This is a genomic window from Ruegeria sp. AB7 (assembly GCF_056542625.1).
Genome location: NZ_JBQGAC010000001.1, coordinates 827,322 through 841,177, shown reverse-complemented (window position 1 = coordinate 841,177; position 13,856 = coordinate 827,322). Strand labels below are relative to the sequence as shown.

Annotated in this window: 10 protein-coding genes; 6 read left to right on the top strand and 4 right to left on the bottom strand. The window is 57.9% G+C overall.

Annotated elements, in window-relative coordinates; all coding sequences use genetic code 11:
* Positions 1-53 precede the first annotated feature (53 nt).
* Complete coding sequence (locus tag ACR0EN_RS04215; protein WP_170512055.1) at positions 54-1,439, bottom strand: dipeptidase; 1,386 nt, start codon at positions 1,437-1,439, stop codon at positions 54-56.
* Positions 1,440-1,741: 302 nt separating this feature from the next.
* On the opposite strand from ACR0EN_RS04215, the gene hemA reads away from it, so the two are divergent.
* The 3 genes from hemA (at position 1,742) to ispG (ending at position 5,502) form a co-directional block, all read left to right on the top strand.
* Positions 1,742-2,965, top strand: coding sequence for a 5-aminolevulinate synthase (gene hemA / locus ACR0EN_RS04210; RefSeq protein WP_480585347.1), 1,224 nt, complete (start codon positions 1,742-1,744; stop codon positions 2,963-2,965).
* Positions 2,966-3,095: 130 nt separating this feature from the next.
* On the top strand, positions 3,096-4,310 hold the full coding sequence (locus ACR0EN_RS04205; protein ID WP_170817904.1) for a helix-turn-helix domain-containing protein: 1,215 nt from the start codon (positions 3,096-3,098) through the stop codon (positions 4,308-4,310).
* A gap of 70 nt (positions 4,311-4,380) precedes the next feature.
* The gene (gene ispG / locus ACR0EN_RS04200; protein ID WP_480585344.1) at positions 4,381-5,502 is read left to right on the top strand and encodes a flavodoxin-dependent (E)-4-hydroxy-3-methylbut-2-enyl-diphosphate synthase; all 1,122 of its coding nucleotides are present in this window, start codon (positions 4,381-4,383) and stop codon (positions 5,500-5,502) included.
* Positions 5,503-5,508: 6 nt separating this feature from the next.
* Here ispG and ACR0EN_RS04195 read toward each other — a convergent pair whose 3' ends face one another.
* From ACR0EN_RS04195 to ACR0EN_RS04185, 3 genes are read right to left on the bottom strand one after another with little or no spacing between them, the layout of a single operon-like run.
* Positions 5,509-6,579: an agmatine deiminase family protein gene (locus ACR0EN_RS04195; protein WP_480585341.1), complete on the bottom strand. Its 1,071-nt coding sequence runs from the start codon at positions 6,577-6,579 to the stop codon at positions 5,509-5,511.
* A 22-nt stretch (positions 6,580-6,601) separates the two neighbouring features.
* Positions 6,602-7,360, bottom strand: coding sequence for a DsbA family protein (locus tag ACR0EN_RS04190; RefSeq protein ID WP_170396556.1), 759 nt, complete (start codon positions 7,358-7,360; stop codon positions 6,602-6,604).
* Complete coding sequence (locus ACR0EN_RS04185) at positions 7,357-8,742, bottom strand: M48 family metalloprotease (protein ID WP_480585338.1); 1,386 nt, start codon at positions 8,740-8,742, stop codon at positions 7,357-7,359. Before ACR0EN_RS04185 ends, ACR0EN_RS04190 begins: the two co-directional genes overlap by 4 nt.
* Here ACR0EN_RS04185 and ACR0EN_RS04180 point away from each other — a divergent pair.
* The 3 genes from ACR0EN_RS04180 (at position 8,741) to ACR0EN_RS04170 (ending at position 13,773) form a co-directional block, all read left to right on the top strand.
* Positions 8,741-9,904 carry a pyridoxal phosphate-dependent aminotransferase gene (locus tag ACR0EN_RS04180; RefSeq protein WP_480585335.1) on the top strand — a complete coding sequence of 388 codons (1,164 nt, stop codon included), beginning with the start codon at positions 8,741-8,743 and terminating at the stop codon, positions 9,902-9,904. The two genes, ACR0EN_RS04185 and ACR0EN_RS04180, sit on opposite strands and share 2 nt — an antisense overlap.
* A gap of 66 nt (positions 9,905-9,970) precedes the next feature.
* Positions 9,971-11,191, top strand: a complete 1,221-nt coding sequence (locus tag ACR0EN_RS04175) for an N-acetylmuramoyl-L-alanine amidase (RefSeq protein WP_170626681.1) — start codon at positions 9,971-9,973, stop codon at positions 11,189-11,191.
* Between the two features lie 95 nt (positions 11,192-11,286).
* Positions 11,287-13,773 carry a penicillin-binding protein 1A gene (locus ACR0EN_RS04170; protein ID WP_480585332.1) on the top strand — a complete coding sequence of 829 codons (2,487 nt, stop codon included), beginning with the start codon at positions 11,287-11,289 and terminating at the stop codon, positions 13,771-13,773.
* The last annotated feature ends 83 nt before the right edge of the window (positions 13,774-13,856 follow it).

Genomic DNA, 13,856 nt, shown 5'->3' with positions numbered 1-13,856 from the left:
TTCATCTGGCCGAAAATACCTCGGAGCGCGAGGCAGAGCCTCGCAAAGGATCCTCATTTATTTATTGCTTCCAATATACGGGCCCACGAGCGGATGCCTTTGTGGAAGCTTTTGACGTCGTATTTCTCGTTCGGCGAGTGGATGGCATCATCGTCATTGGCATACCCAACCAGCATCGAATCCAGCCCCAACACTGTATTGAAATATCCAACCACCGGGATTGATCCGCCCATCCCGGTGAAAACGGCCTCGCGATTCCACTCGTCCGAAAGTGCTCCGCGGGCCGCTTCGAATTCTGGGCGGCTAAGGTTCATCACGGAAGCAGGCGAGCCTTCGAGATCACTGTCCCAGACCACTTTAGCATCCGTAGACAGGCGCTCTTCGACATGTTTGCGGATCCTTTTGCGGAGCGCGTCCGGGTCCATGTCGCCGACCAGGCGGCAGGTGATCTTGCAATGTGCCTCGGACGGGATAACGGTTTTGGAGCCCGCGCCGTTGTAACCTCCCCAAAGGCCATTCACTTCGAGCGTGGGTCGCGCCCATTGTTGTTCCAGCGTGGAATAGCCTGTTTCACCGTGCGGCTCGGTATAGCCAACCGAATTCAGGTATTCCGCTTCATCAAACCCGCAATTCTCCCATTGGCGCAACTGCTCGGCCGGGACTTCGTGTACGCCTTCGTAAAAACCTTCGACCGCGACGCGGCCGGTTTCTTCATCATAGAAGGATGCGACGATGCGCGACAGTTCCCGCAGCGGGTTCAGACCCGGCCCGCCATAGTGGCCCGAATGCAGGTCGATGCGGGGACCGATGATTGTGAATTCATCCTTGAGCATGCCGCGCAATTGCGACGCTATCGAAGGCACCCCCCGCGACACCATCGAAGTATCACAGACCAGCGCGAGATCCGCCTGAAGCTCGGATTTGTTTGCTTTGAGAAATGGCACGAGCGAGGGCGACCCGGATTCTTCCTCACCTTCGAAGAAAAACGTGATGCGGCAGGGCAGGGTGCCATGCACTGCTTTCCAGGCGCGGCAGGCCTCGACGAAGGTCATCAGTTGGCCTTTGTCGTCAGAAGCGCCGCGCCCGCGTATCACCTGTCCGTGTGGAGTGTCTTCCAAAGCCGGATCGAAAGGATCGCGTGTCCACAGCTCCAGCGGATCGACAGGTTGAACATCATAGTGTCCATAGAACAGAACATGCGGCCCACCGCTGTCCTCACCGACATGGCCAACGACCATGGGATGTCCCGGAGTTTCGCGCTTTTCGGCTGCAATACCGATACTTTTCAGATCCGCCACCAGCCAATCGGCAGCCTGGTCGACTTGGTCCTTGAAGGCCGGGTCAGTCGAGATGGAGGGAATGCGCAGAAACTCCATCAGGCGGTCGATGGAGGTGGTCAGATCGGTATCGATCCGGCTCAGTACAGCGTCAAGCGACATAGGGGTCTCCTGGGAAGGTCTTGAAATTGGGCAGAGCCTATCAGCATGGGCGGTACCGTCCAGCAGGTTTCTGTGCTGGATCTGGGGGAAAGGCCTGCGGCGTTTCCTCGCGTCTTGTGGTCGTAACTTTGCTTGTCGGTTTAGGCGTTTGGCGTTATTTGATGCAAATCAAAGTTGGGTTCAGCTATTCGGCTGTAGGCCAGTTGGACAGATGAACGCGACGTCATACTTCCAGCCCGGCTTGTGAAGTGGCGAAAAAAGTCGCCCGGGGCTATAATAACCGGGCATCCAAGGAGGGTCCGTTGGACTATACTGCTCAGCTCGATACAGCGATTGCCAGGCTGCATGACGAAGGACGTTATCGGACCTTTATCGATATTGAACGTCGGAACGGTCATTTTCCGCATGCGGTACGGACTTGTCCCGATGGTTCGCAGCAGAACATCACCGTGTGGTGTGGCAATGATTATTTGGGCATGGGTCAGAATCCTGTTGTTTTGGAGGCCATGCACGAGGCGGTGGAGGCCGCAGGCGCAGGCTCGGGCGGAACGCGCAACATTTCAGGCACGACAGTCTATCACAAACGGCTGGAAGCTGAATTGGCGGACTTGCACGGCAAAGAAGCCGCACTGCTATTCACCAGTGCCTATATCGCCAATGACGCGACACTCAGCACTCTGCCAAAACTGTTCCCCGGCCTGATTATATATTCCGATGCACTGAACCATGCGTCGATTATCGAAGGCGTGCGCCGCAACGGGGGGGCCAAACGCATCTTCCGCCACAATGACGTGGCGCATCTGCGTGAGTTGCTTGAGGCTGATGACCCTGCAGCCCCCAAGCTGATCGCGTTTGAGTCGGTCTATTCGATGGATGGCGATTTCGGACCCATTGAAGATATTTGCGATCTGGCCGATGAATTCGGTGCTTTGACCTATATTGATGAGGTTCACGCGGTTGGCATGTACGGCCCCCGCGGCGGGGGCGTAACCGAGCGTGATCGGTTGGCGCATCGCATTGACATCATCAACGGAACGCTTGCCAAAGCCTACGGTGTCATGGGCGGCTACATCGCGGCGAGTGCCAAGATGTGTGACGCCATCCGGTCCTATGCGCCGGGCTTTATCTTCACTACCTCGCTGCCACCTGCGGTTGCGGCAGGGGCGGCAGCCTCGGTGGCCTATCTCAAGCGCGCGCCTGAACTGCGCGAGCAGCACCAGACCCAGGCCAGCATTCTTAAGCTGAGGCTGAAAGGGCTTGGCATGCCTCTGATTGATCGCGGCAGCCACATTGTGCCGGTGATCGTTGGCAACCCAGTCCACACCAAGAAGTTGAGCGATATGCTGCTGGATGACTATGGTATCTATGTGCAGCCAATCAATTTCCCGACCGTTCCGCGCGGCACCGAACGTCTTCGGTTTACGCCATCTCCGGTGCATGGACCCGACGAAATGAACCGTCTGGTGCAGGCGATGGACGAACTTTGGTCACATTGTGCGCTAAATCGCGCCGAACTTGCTGGATAACCTCACGCTAAAGTGTGCAACGAGTTTGCTGCGTGTTAAGCTTACGCTAACAAAAGAAGCGGACGAATCGTTATAGGGGCGATTCGACGTTTGCGCGTAACACGCGACAGGCAAAGATGGGGCAGCAGGAATGATTGGGCGCAGATCACAGCGCGATTCCGAAGAAGACATGGACGTCAGACCCAAGGGTTTTGATGACTATGAGGTACGGCTTGGCGATGTCATGCGCGGCGAACGTGCAACGATGGGCAAGTCGCTTCTGGATGTGCAGCGTGAACTGCGAATCAAAGCCAACTACATCGCCGCCATCGAAAATGCAGATCCCGATGCCTTTGACACACCCGGCTTCATCGCCGGGTATGTGCGTTCATATGCCCGTTATCTGGGCATGAACCCCGATGAGACTTTTGCGACCTTCTGTCAGGAAAGCGGTTTCGAGGTTGCGCATGGCATGTCGGCCGAGGCGTCGGTGGTCAAAAAGGCGCAGGGTGGTTTGCCCTCACGCGGGCCGATGGGACGTGATCCGTTTGTCTCGCCCAATACGCCTTATATTCCGGGCCGCGAATCCTTAGTCAGCCAGATTGAACCGCGTGCTATTGGATCGACGCTGGTGCTGTTGGCCGTCATTGGCGGCATCGGTTATGGGGGCTGGTCGGTTCTGAACCGCATTCAGCAGGTGCAGGTCAGCCCGGTTGAGCAGGCCCCCGTCGTGCTTACAGACCTTGACCCGCTGGATGCCGCACAGGCCCGGCCCGAGGGAACCGAACTGGCCAGCGCCGAGGTGCCAAGCTCTGAAGCGCTGGATCGTCTGTATCGTCCGCAGGCGCTTGATGTGCCGGTGCTGGTGGCGCGGGATGCGCCGATTTCCACCCTTGATCCGCGCAATGTCGGAACGTTCCGCGCGCCTGAACCTCCGCAAATCAAAGTGACCGAAGTTCATACGGTTGAACGCCCGGCCTTGCCTCAAGTGGTTGAAAAGCTGGAAACGACGCTGAAGATCGTGGCCGTGAACCCTGCTTGGATGCGTGTCACGGCAGCCGATGGCAGCGTGATTTTCGAAGGAACTCTGGGCACCGTTGAGCAGGGCAGCACGTTTGAAGTGCCGCTCACCGAGGAACCCCCGCAACTGCGAGCAGGAGCTGCGGGGTCGGTCTATTTCTCGATGAATGGCGAACATTTTGGTCCTGTGGGCGCGCCGGGTACGGTGGCCAAAGGCGTTGTTCTGTCAAAAGATGCCGTTGCAGAAACCTTCGCAGTTGCCGATCTTGAGGCCGATCAGAACAGCGCACTCAAGCAACTGGTGGCCGAGTTGCAGACCGAGGCGGCAGAAGCGCCCGCCGAGTGATCTTGGCATTGCTCCCCAAGGGATGGCGAACTATCTAAGGGTCAATTCAGGCTGATCCGGATCGATCCTCATGTCGCTCAATCACGTGCGCCCCTGGCGCAATATCTATCGCCGCAAATCCCGCCAGATCATGGTTGGCAATGTGCCCGTCGGAGGTGACGCACCGATTGCCGTGCAGACCATGACCAACACGCTGACCACCGATGTGGCTGCGACCGTGGCACAGGTGCAGGCGGCAGCAGAGGCGGGGGCGGATATCGTGCGGGTCTCGGTCCCGGATGAGGCCTCGTCAAAAGCGCTGAAAGAGATCGTGCGCGAAAGCCCTGTTCCTATCGTAGCTGATATTCATTTCCACTACCGTCGCGGAATCGAATCTGCCGAGGCCGGTGCGGCCTGTCTGCGGATCAATCCGGGCAATATCGGCGATGAAAAACGGGTGAAAGAGGTTATCAAAGCCGCGCAAGACCACAATTGCTCGATCCGGATCGGGGTGAATGCAGGGAGCCTGGAAAAGCACCTGCTTGAGAAATACGGCGAGCCGTGCCCCGAAGCGATGGTCGAGAGCGGGTTGGAGCATATCCGTATTCTCGAAGACAACGACTTTCACAATTTCAAGATCAGTGTGAAAGCCAGCGACGTATTCCTGTCAGCCGCGGCTTATCAGGGCATTGCCGAGGCGACGGATGCGCCCATCCATCTGGGCATCACCGAGGCCGGAGGGCTGGTAAGCGGCACCATCAAATCGGCCATCGGTCTGGGCAATCTGCTGTGGATGGGCATTGGCGACACGATCCGCGTCAGCCTGTCTGCTGATCCGGTGGAAGAGGTCAAGGTCGGCTATGAGATCCTGAAATCTCTGGGCCTGCGCCATCGCGGCGTAAACATCATCTCATGCCCCTCCTGCGCGCGACAGGGTTTTGACGTAATCAAAACGGTTGAGGCGTTGGAACATCGCTTGGAACACATCAAGACACCCATGAGCCTGTCGATCATCGGCTGTGTCGTGAACGGTCCGGGTGAGGCGCTGATGACCGATGTCGGTTTCACCGGTGGCGGGGCAGGCTCGGGCATGGTCTATCTGGCAGGCAAAGCCAGCCACAAGATGTCAAACGACCAGATGATTGATCACATCGTTGAAGAGGTCGAAAAGAAGGCAGCAGAGCTGGATTCGGCAGCTGAAGCTGCTGAGTAACAAGGCCTATGCAACAGGCATTTGCTGTGTCGCGCAGTGAATGCCGCCGCCCAGCTCGCCCAATACGTCGACATTCAATGCAATGATCTCGCGCCCGGGGTAGTGACGAGCTAGGGCCATCTGTGCAATCTCATCGGTTTCGCGGTCTCCGAACTGGGCCATCACGATGCCGCCATTACAAACATAGTAATTCGCATAAGACGCCACGAATTCGGGATCGTTAACTCGGCGCCTATTGGGTTCAGAGATCACCACAACCTGCAATCCTTCGGCGACGAGACGGTCATGAGTATCAAGGGCCGCGACATGAAACGGATCATCCATATCCGGCTCGTCTGGCAGGTTGATCAAAACGCGCCCAGGGCCGGTGAAGCGCGCCAGACTGTCGATGTGGTAATCGGTGATATCCTCGCCCCAGACCCCATCAGACCAGACCATGCGGTCAGCCCCATAGGCTGCCAGTAATCGGGATTCAATTTCGTTGCGTGACAGGTCTGGATTGCGGTTCTCATTCACCCACGAGCTTTCATGGGCCATGATCAACCCATGCCCGTCTTGTTCTACACCACCGGCCTCGCCCCTCAAGCCGGACGGAAGCAGGGGTAGGCCGAGGTGATCGGCAACCTTACTGGCGATTTGCGCATCGTGTTTGTGCACCTGTTTCCGGCCCCAGCCGTTGAACTGGATATGACTGACCGCAATCCCGCCTCGATTGTCGATCACGAAGATTGGACCTGCGTCGCGGCACCACAAATCTTCGGTTGGAACATCCCAGAGCTCGACTGATGAGGAAAGTTTTTGACGCGCATCCGCATGGTGCTTTGCCGCCGCAAGCATTGTCACGGGTTCAAAGGCGGAAATGGCGTTCGCGATTTCCGCGATGGTTTGTTGCACCATATCCAGAAAGATCTGGTCACGGTAAACTTTGCGGCTGACCGGCCATTGCATGAATGTGCGTTCGTGGGGCGCTTCTTCCGCCGGTACGAAGAAGTTTGAAGTGCGCTGAGCGAGGGTTTGCTTAGACAGGCCCATAAAACTCAGCGCGCCTCCAGTGAGTAAGAGGTTCCGTCGATCCATGCTGGAAACCTACAGTGATGACTTAACCCTGTTCTGCCCGAACTCCATTTGCGATCTGGAGCATTTGGTCTGCGGGCAGGTACCCGCGCATCATTTCGGTGCCCAGAACAAAGGATGGTGTGCCTGAAATCCGCAGCTTTTGCGCCAGATCGCGGGTTTTTGCGATTTCTTCGGTGACCTCATCGCTGTTCATTGCCGCGATGATCGCGTCGCTGTCCAGACCCAGCCCATCTGAAATCCGGCGCAGGGTCACCTCGGAGGGCTCGCCGCTGAATTCCAGCAGAGCGTCATGCACCTGCTTATAGGCATCGTCTCCCGCCACCTGTTTTGTTGCGATGGCAAAGCGGGATGACGCTACAGAGGCATCGCCCAGGATCGGCAATTCCTTAATCACAAGACGGATATTGCCGTCCTCGGCCAGCAGGGTGGCCACTTCGGGCACGGCGCGCCGGCAGTAACCGCAACGGTAGTCCATGAACTCGACCAGAGTAATATCGCCGTCCGGATTGCCACCGACCCAGCTGTAACCGTCATTAAAAAGCTCGTCAGCGTTGGCCGCGACGAGCTCCTTGTCAGCCTGAGCCTCGGCAACGGCATTGCGTTCCTCAAGGATGTTGATCGCCTCGAGGATCACTTCGGGGTTTTCCAGAAGGTATTCGCGCACCTGTGCGCCAAACTCGGCCTTCTCGGCGTCGCTCATCGCGTTCAATTCCAGCGCCTGCGCAGGACCAGTGATCAGGGAAAGACCCAATAGGGCCGGTGCAGCATGTCTCAGGATCATTTCCGTTTCCTCTTTTTCTTCTTCTTTGCGCGCTCCGAGGCAATCAACACATCCTGTGCCCTTTGCCAACCCGGAGAGCCTTCGGGGAGCTGTGCAACAGCCCGTTTAGCATGTATGCCCGCATCATCAAGTCGGCCCTGCAGCGCATAGCGTTCTGCAGTCACCGCAGACGCCATTCCGTTGTTGCCCACCTGCGAATAGGCAGAACCCAGATCCTGCATCAGCCGGGCATTGCGAAAGTCGCGTGCGCGCGCCTTTTCAAGCACTTGCAGGGCTTTCTTCGTCTTGCCATCCGCCAGCAAAGCACGTCCGTAACCGGCGAGGATCAGGGCATTGTTGGGCGCCATATCAACGGCTGCACCGTAGGCATCCACAGCTTCGGGCACGCGCCGGTTCTCCAATAGAATCTGGCCCTTCAATTCATAAAAAAACGGATCGTCAGGGCGAATCTCAAGCGCACCATTGATTGCGGCGCGGGCACGGGCGAGATCGCGATTTTGATGATGGGCCGATGCCTCGCGCATCAGGCGTATGTCACGATCTTTTTCTTCGCCCGCGCGACGCATGGTCCAGGTCGGGGATCGAAGAAAGGCTGACAACTTACCTTTGATCCGCGCGAACCAGTAATCGGCATTTGCGTTTTGCTCTGCCTTGTCGCCGAATTCGTTCAGAAAGGCCTCGGCGGCGCGCAAACGTTCGCGGCTGGTAGGGTGTGAGCGCATGTAGGGGTCTTGATTGACGGGGTTCAACAGCTCTTGCCCCGCGAACTTACGGTGCAGGTTGACCATCCCGCGCGGAGATACTCCCGCCCAACGCAAATAGCTGGCAGCACTTCGATCCGCCGAGGCTTCTTCAGCCCGCGTATGGCCCAGAAAGCTGCGCAGCGCCGAGGCTTGTGTGCCCGCTGCAATTCCTGCAGCAGCTTCTCCGCCACCTGCGGCTGCGGCTGCAAGCGCTAAAAGTGTCCCAAGCTGCGCGTTACGTTGTGCCGCGCGCAGGTTCTCTGAGCGTCTGGCCAAGTGGCCGTTGGCGATGTGCGCGGCCTCGTGTGCGATCACCGCTTGCAGCATCTCGGGCGTATCGACGCTCAGGATCAAGCCATAGTTGATATAGATCGTGTTGTAATCGATCACGAAGGCATTGAACGTACCATCATTGACGATCAGAACGCGCACCCGGTTGGTGTTCAGGCCAGCGGCCCGCAGGATCGGAAAGGCAAGCTCTTGCAGCCCGTGTTCAATGTCGGGATCGCGGATCAGGCTTTGCGCGCTGGCCTGCATGGCGCTGATCGACCATGTCACTGCCAGCAGCAACACGGCCGGGATTGACGCCAGCCGGGATAAGCGTTCAAAAGCCATGGCTGCAACATGGGAGATGGCCATGAGAAACTCAACCCGTTCCGGGGTCGATCCCTTCATCGTGATGGACGTGATGGAGGCCGCGCGCAAGGCGGAAGAAGCCGGGCGGCATGTCGTTCACATGGAAGTAGGTCAACCGGGGACCGGCGCACCCAAAGGGGCAACCGAAGCATTGGCGAAGGCCATGGAACAAGGGCCGCTTGGGTATACGGTGGCTTTGGGTTTGCCCGCTCTTCGTCAGCGGATCGCGCAGATGTATGGCGAATGGTATGGCGTTGATCTCAATCCAGAACGGGTGGTCATCACACCGGGATCATCGGGCGGGTTTTTGCTCGCCTTTACCGCTCTGTTCGACAGCGGTGATCGGGTGGGGATTGGTGCCCCGGGATATCCCTCTTATCGGCAAATCCTGAAAGCCTTGGGTTTGGTGCCGGTAGACTTGCCGACAGCACCGGAAAACCGGCTGCAGCCGGTGCCCGCCGATTTCACGGGGCTTGATTTGCAGGGATTGATGGTTGCCTCGCCTGCCAACCCGACTGGAACAATGCTGGATCACAAGGCGATGCAGGCGCTGATCGATGCGGCGCACGGGCAGGGTGCATCGTTCATCAGTGACGAGATTTATCACGGGCTGGAATACGAAGCCAAAGCCGTCACTGCGCTGGAGCTGACGGATGAGTGCTATGTGATCAACTCATTCTCCAAATATTTTTCGATGACCGGCTGGCGCGTTGGCTGGATGGTTGTGCCCGAAGATCAGGTACGGGTGGTTGAGCGGATTGCCCAGAACATGTTCATCTGCGCGCCTCACGCCAGTCAGGTGGCCGCATTGGCAGCTATGGATTGTGACGACGAATTGCAGGCAAATCTGGATGTATACCGCCGCAATCGTCTGTTGATGTTGGACGGGTTGCCCAAGGCCGGTTTTACCAGTATCGCACCGCCGGATGGGGCGTTTTATGTTTACGCGGATGTCTCAGACTTGACCGATGACAGCCGGGCATTTGCAGCCGAGATTCTCGACAAAGCCGGAGTTGCCGTGACGCCGGGGCTGGATTTCGATCCGGTGCGCGGGCATACGACGCTGCGATTTTCCTATGCGCGATCGACCGAAGACATTCAGGAAGGGCTGGATCGGCTGCAACGTTTTATGGCCAAGCGAGGTGCGATCCCGCAATCGGCCTAAAGCGTTCACAAAGGCGGCGTCATGCGATAGGCTCTGCCTCAAACGATCTCGGGATAACTTGAGGCCATGAGCAGGATTTTCTACGCAATCGCCCTGATCTGGGCGTTGAACGGTGTCGCTGTCGCGCAGGACTTCAGCGCGCTTGCACGCGTCCTTCCGGACCAGAGCGGCATCGTCGATGATGGCAATACCGGCGTAAGGGTCGAACTTGGGCTGACTCAAGGCGTGCCATACCGCGTGTTCACGCTGCGCGATCCATACCGCGTGGTGCTGGATTTCCAAGAGGTCGACTGGTCTGGCCTAAACCGCGAGACCTTTCTGCAAACCAGCCGGATCAGCGGTGTTCAATTCGGCGCATACGTGCCCGGTTGGTCGCGTCTGGTGTTGGAGCTGGGCGCTCCGCTGGCGGTGGAAACAGCTGATCTGCGGGTTGATCAGGCGACGGGCACTGCTCAACTATCGCTGCACCTGAAAGGCACTGATTTTGACAGTTTTGCAGCCAGCGCAGGTGCCCCCCGTCAGCCTGGCTGGGATTTGCCGGAACCCGCAGTGACACCGGCACTGCCGCGGCGCGACGGCGTGCGGGCGGTACGGGTCATGCTGGATCCCGGGCATGGCGGCATTGATCCCGGGGCAGAATTCGCTGATACCAATGAGAAAACACTGATGCTGACCTTCGCGCGAGAGCTGCGAGAGGCGCTGCTGCGTACCGGCGGTTTCGAAGTGGTGATGACGCGTGTTGACGATCAATTCGTCTCGCTCGAACGCCGTATCTCGCTGGCACATCAGGCCGGGGCCGACGTGTTTATCTCACTGCATGCGGATTCGCTTTCCGAAGGGCTGGCGCATGGGTCGGTCGTGTACACTCTTTCAGAGGAAGCTTCAGACGTTGCCAGTCAAAAGCTGGCCGAACGGCATGACCGGAGTGATTTGATCGCAGGTATTGATCTCAGCGGTGCAGACGATCAGGTCGCTGATGTGTTGCTGGATCTGGCTCGGCAAGAGACCGTACCACGCAGTAGCGCACTGGCGCGCTCGCTGGTGGATGGAATGACGCAGCAGGGAGGCCCGATGAATCGTCGTCCGCTACGTTCTTCGTCGTTTTCGGTGTTGAAGGCAGCAGATATCCCGTCGGTTCTGGTTGAGCTGGGTTTTTTGTCCAGCCCGCGCGATTTCAAGAACATCTCTGATCCAAACTGGCGCGCATCCATGGCGCATGGGCTTGTGCAGGGGCTTGAGAACTGGCGTCGGGACGATCTGGTGAAGCGATCTCTGATCGGACAATGACGCAGCGGCGCAAAACAGCCATTGTAGCCTTTCGTGTTTTGACCCTGCGCGGGGGCGACACTATATAGGCGTCATCGCGAGTAAAAGGCAGTAACGTGATCCGGTTCATTCTTTCGTTCTTCGGGGCAATTTTCAGTCTCGTGACCTTAGGTATTTTTATGGCCGCGCTGGTCGTTGGCGCGGTGTTCTGGATGTATGGCCGAGACCTGCCCAGCCACGAGTCATTGGCGCAATACAAACCACCGACGATCAGCCGGATTTACTCGGGTGAGGGCCAGCTGATCGACGAATTTGCACAGGAGCGCCGCCTGTTCACGCCGTCCGAGGAAATTCCCGATCTGGTAAAACAGGCGTTTATCTCGGCGGAAGACAAGAATTTCTATACCCATCAGGGCTATGACCCGCGGGGTATCATTGCTGCCGGGGTCGAGGCCGTGCGCACCAAGGGCGAAACCGTACGTGGTGCATCAACGATTACACAGCAGGTGATGAAGAACTTCCTGCTGTCCGGCGACCGCCGGGCCGAGCGCAAGATCAAGGAAATTATCCTCGCCACCCGGCTTGAGGATACCTTGGACAAGGAACAGATCCTCGAGCTGTATATGAACGAGATCTTTCTGGGCCAGAACTCTTATGGTGTGACCGCTGCAGCGCAGACCTATTTCAACAAAACTCTGCAGGAACTGGCCCCGCATGAGGCCGCGATGCTGGCGGCGATGCCCAAGGCACCATCGGACTACCATCCTGTGCGGCAGAAAGAACGTTTGCTGAACCGCCGCAACTATGTGCTGCGCGAGATGCAACAGAACGGCTATATCGATCAGGCCACCTATGAGACCGAAGTCGAGATGCCTTTGCGTTCGGTTCAGAACGGCGATTTTGAAAGCTTCCGCACTGCACTGCCGCCGCGTGACTATTTCACCGACGAAATCCGTCGCCAGTTGAGCGAGGATTTTGGCGAGGGTGAGTTCTTTACTGGCGGTTTCACCGTACGCGCCTCGGTGGATGAGGAAATGCAGGTCGAAGCGGCGAAAGCCCTGCGCACGGCGCTGCAGAAATACGACCGCTCTCGCGGGCGGTGGCGCGGCACAGGCGAAGTCATCGCCGAGGAGAAGCTGGCGGATGAAGCACAGTGGCGCGAGGCGCTGGCGATCATGGAAATCCCCCGCGACGTGGTGCTGCCGACGCAGTGGTATCCTGCCGTTGTTTTGAACGTGGCCGACCAATCCCTGACCGTCGGGATCGAAGATGGTCCAGCAGATGGCACCATCCCGCGCGAAGACATCAAGTGGATGCAGGGCAATTTCCAGGACAATTTCAAACGCGGCGATGTCATTCTGGTAATGGCTGGCGAAGAGGGGCAGTGGTCTGCCCGTCAGGTGCCAGAAGTGCAGGGCGGCTTTGTCGCGATGGACGTGAATTCGGGCCGTGTTCTGGCGATGCAGGGCGGGTTCTCGTATCAGGATACCGTGTTTAACCGCGCCACTCAGGCACAGCGCCAACCCGGGTCGAGCTTCAAACCGTTCGTTTATGCAGCGGCGCTAGACAGCGGATACAGCCCCGCAACGATCGTTGTGGATGCGCCGATTGAAGTGAATACACCGCAGGGCCTGTGGCGTCCCAAAAACTCGACGAACAAGTTTTATGGTCCGACCCCGTTGCGTACCGGGATCGAACAGTCGCGGAACCTGATGACCATCCGTCTGGCGCAAGAAGTCACAATGCCCGTGGTCGCAGGCTATGCCGAGCGGTTTGGCGTTTATGACCGGATGGGTGCGTTCCTTGCGAACTCGCTAGGGTCTGAAGAGACTACGCTGTACAAAATGGTCGCTGCCTATGCGATGTTCGCCAATGGTGGCGAGCGGGTTGAACCCACACTGGTTGACCGTATTCAGGACCGGTTCGGCAAGACCATCTATCGCCATGACGATCGCCAGTGCGTCGATTGTAACTCTAGCTGGCTTGAGCCTGATGAATCGCCCACGATCCTCACCGATCGCAGCCAGGTCATGGATGCCATCACCGCCTACCAGTTGACGTCGATGATGAAGGGCGTGGTTGATCGCGGCACTGCATCACGTGTTGTGAACCTGCCCGTGCCCACAGCGGGCAAGACCGGCACCACGAACGAATCCAAGGATGCGTGGTTCATCGGTTTCACCTCAAATATCGTGGCCGGTTGCTACATCGGTTATGACCGCCCGCGCCCTATGGGCCGAGGAGCCTACGGCGGCACCTTGTGCGGTCCTGTGTTCCAAAGCTTTATGGAAAAAGCAGTCGAGAAATACGGCGGTGGCCCGTTCGAGGTGCCTCCGGGTGGCCATTTCATCAAGATTGACCGTTTCAGCGGCGCGCGCCTGCCAGAAGACGCGAGTGGAGAATATGTGGTCGCCGAGTATTTCCGTGATGGCGTGGATGGTTTTATCGATCGCGTCTATGACGGTGGCTTCGCGATGGGATCTGACCTGCCGTTGTTTGAAGAGGCAAGTTCGGGCCGTCAGGTGACCACCTCAACCGGGGATACGATCACGGTTGGTCCCAATGCCAGCCAGGGCGATCTGCAGGGCGGCGGGCTTTACTGATCCGCCCAAGTTTCCCGGCTCAGTCGTCTTGTGGTGCCTCGCACCTCTTGCTATCACGCACACCTGATTGAGCAAGTTGGGAC

Bases quoted from the DNA above. Each gene is read 5' to 3' on its own strand.
- ACR0EN_RS04215 (WP_170512055.1), bottom strand. From the start codon at position 1,439: ATGTCGCTTGACGCTGTACTGAGCCGGATCGATACCGATCTGACCACC.
- ACR0EN_RS04205 (WP_170817904.1), top strand. From the start codon at position 3,096: ATGATTGGGCGCAGATCACAGCGCGATTCCGAAGAAGACATGGACGTC.
- ispG (WP_480585344.1), top strand. From the start codon at position 4,381: ATGTCGCTCAATCACGTGCGCCCCTGGCGCAATATCTATCGCCGCAAA.
- ACR0EN_RS04195 (WP_480585341.1), bottom strand. From the start codon at position 6,579: ATGGATCGACGGAACCTCTTACTCACTGGAGGCGCGCTGAGTTTTATG.
- ACR0EN_RS04190 (WP_170396556.1), bottom strand. From the start codon at position 7,360: ATGATCCTGAGACATGCTGCACCGGCCCTATTGGGTCTTTCCCTGATC.
- ACR0EN_RS04180 (WP_480585335.1), top strand. From the start codon at position 8,741: ATGAGAAACTCAACCCGTTCCGGGGTCGATCCCTTCATCGTGATGGAC.
- ACR0EN_RS04185 (WP_480585338.1), bottom strand. From the start codon at position 8,742: ATGGCCATCTCCCATGTTGCAGCCATGGCTTTTGAACGCTTATCCCGG.
- ACR0EN_RS04175 (WP_170626681.1), top strand. From the start codon at position 9,971: ATGAGCAGGATTTTCTACGCAATCGCCCTGATCTGGGCGTTGAACGGT.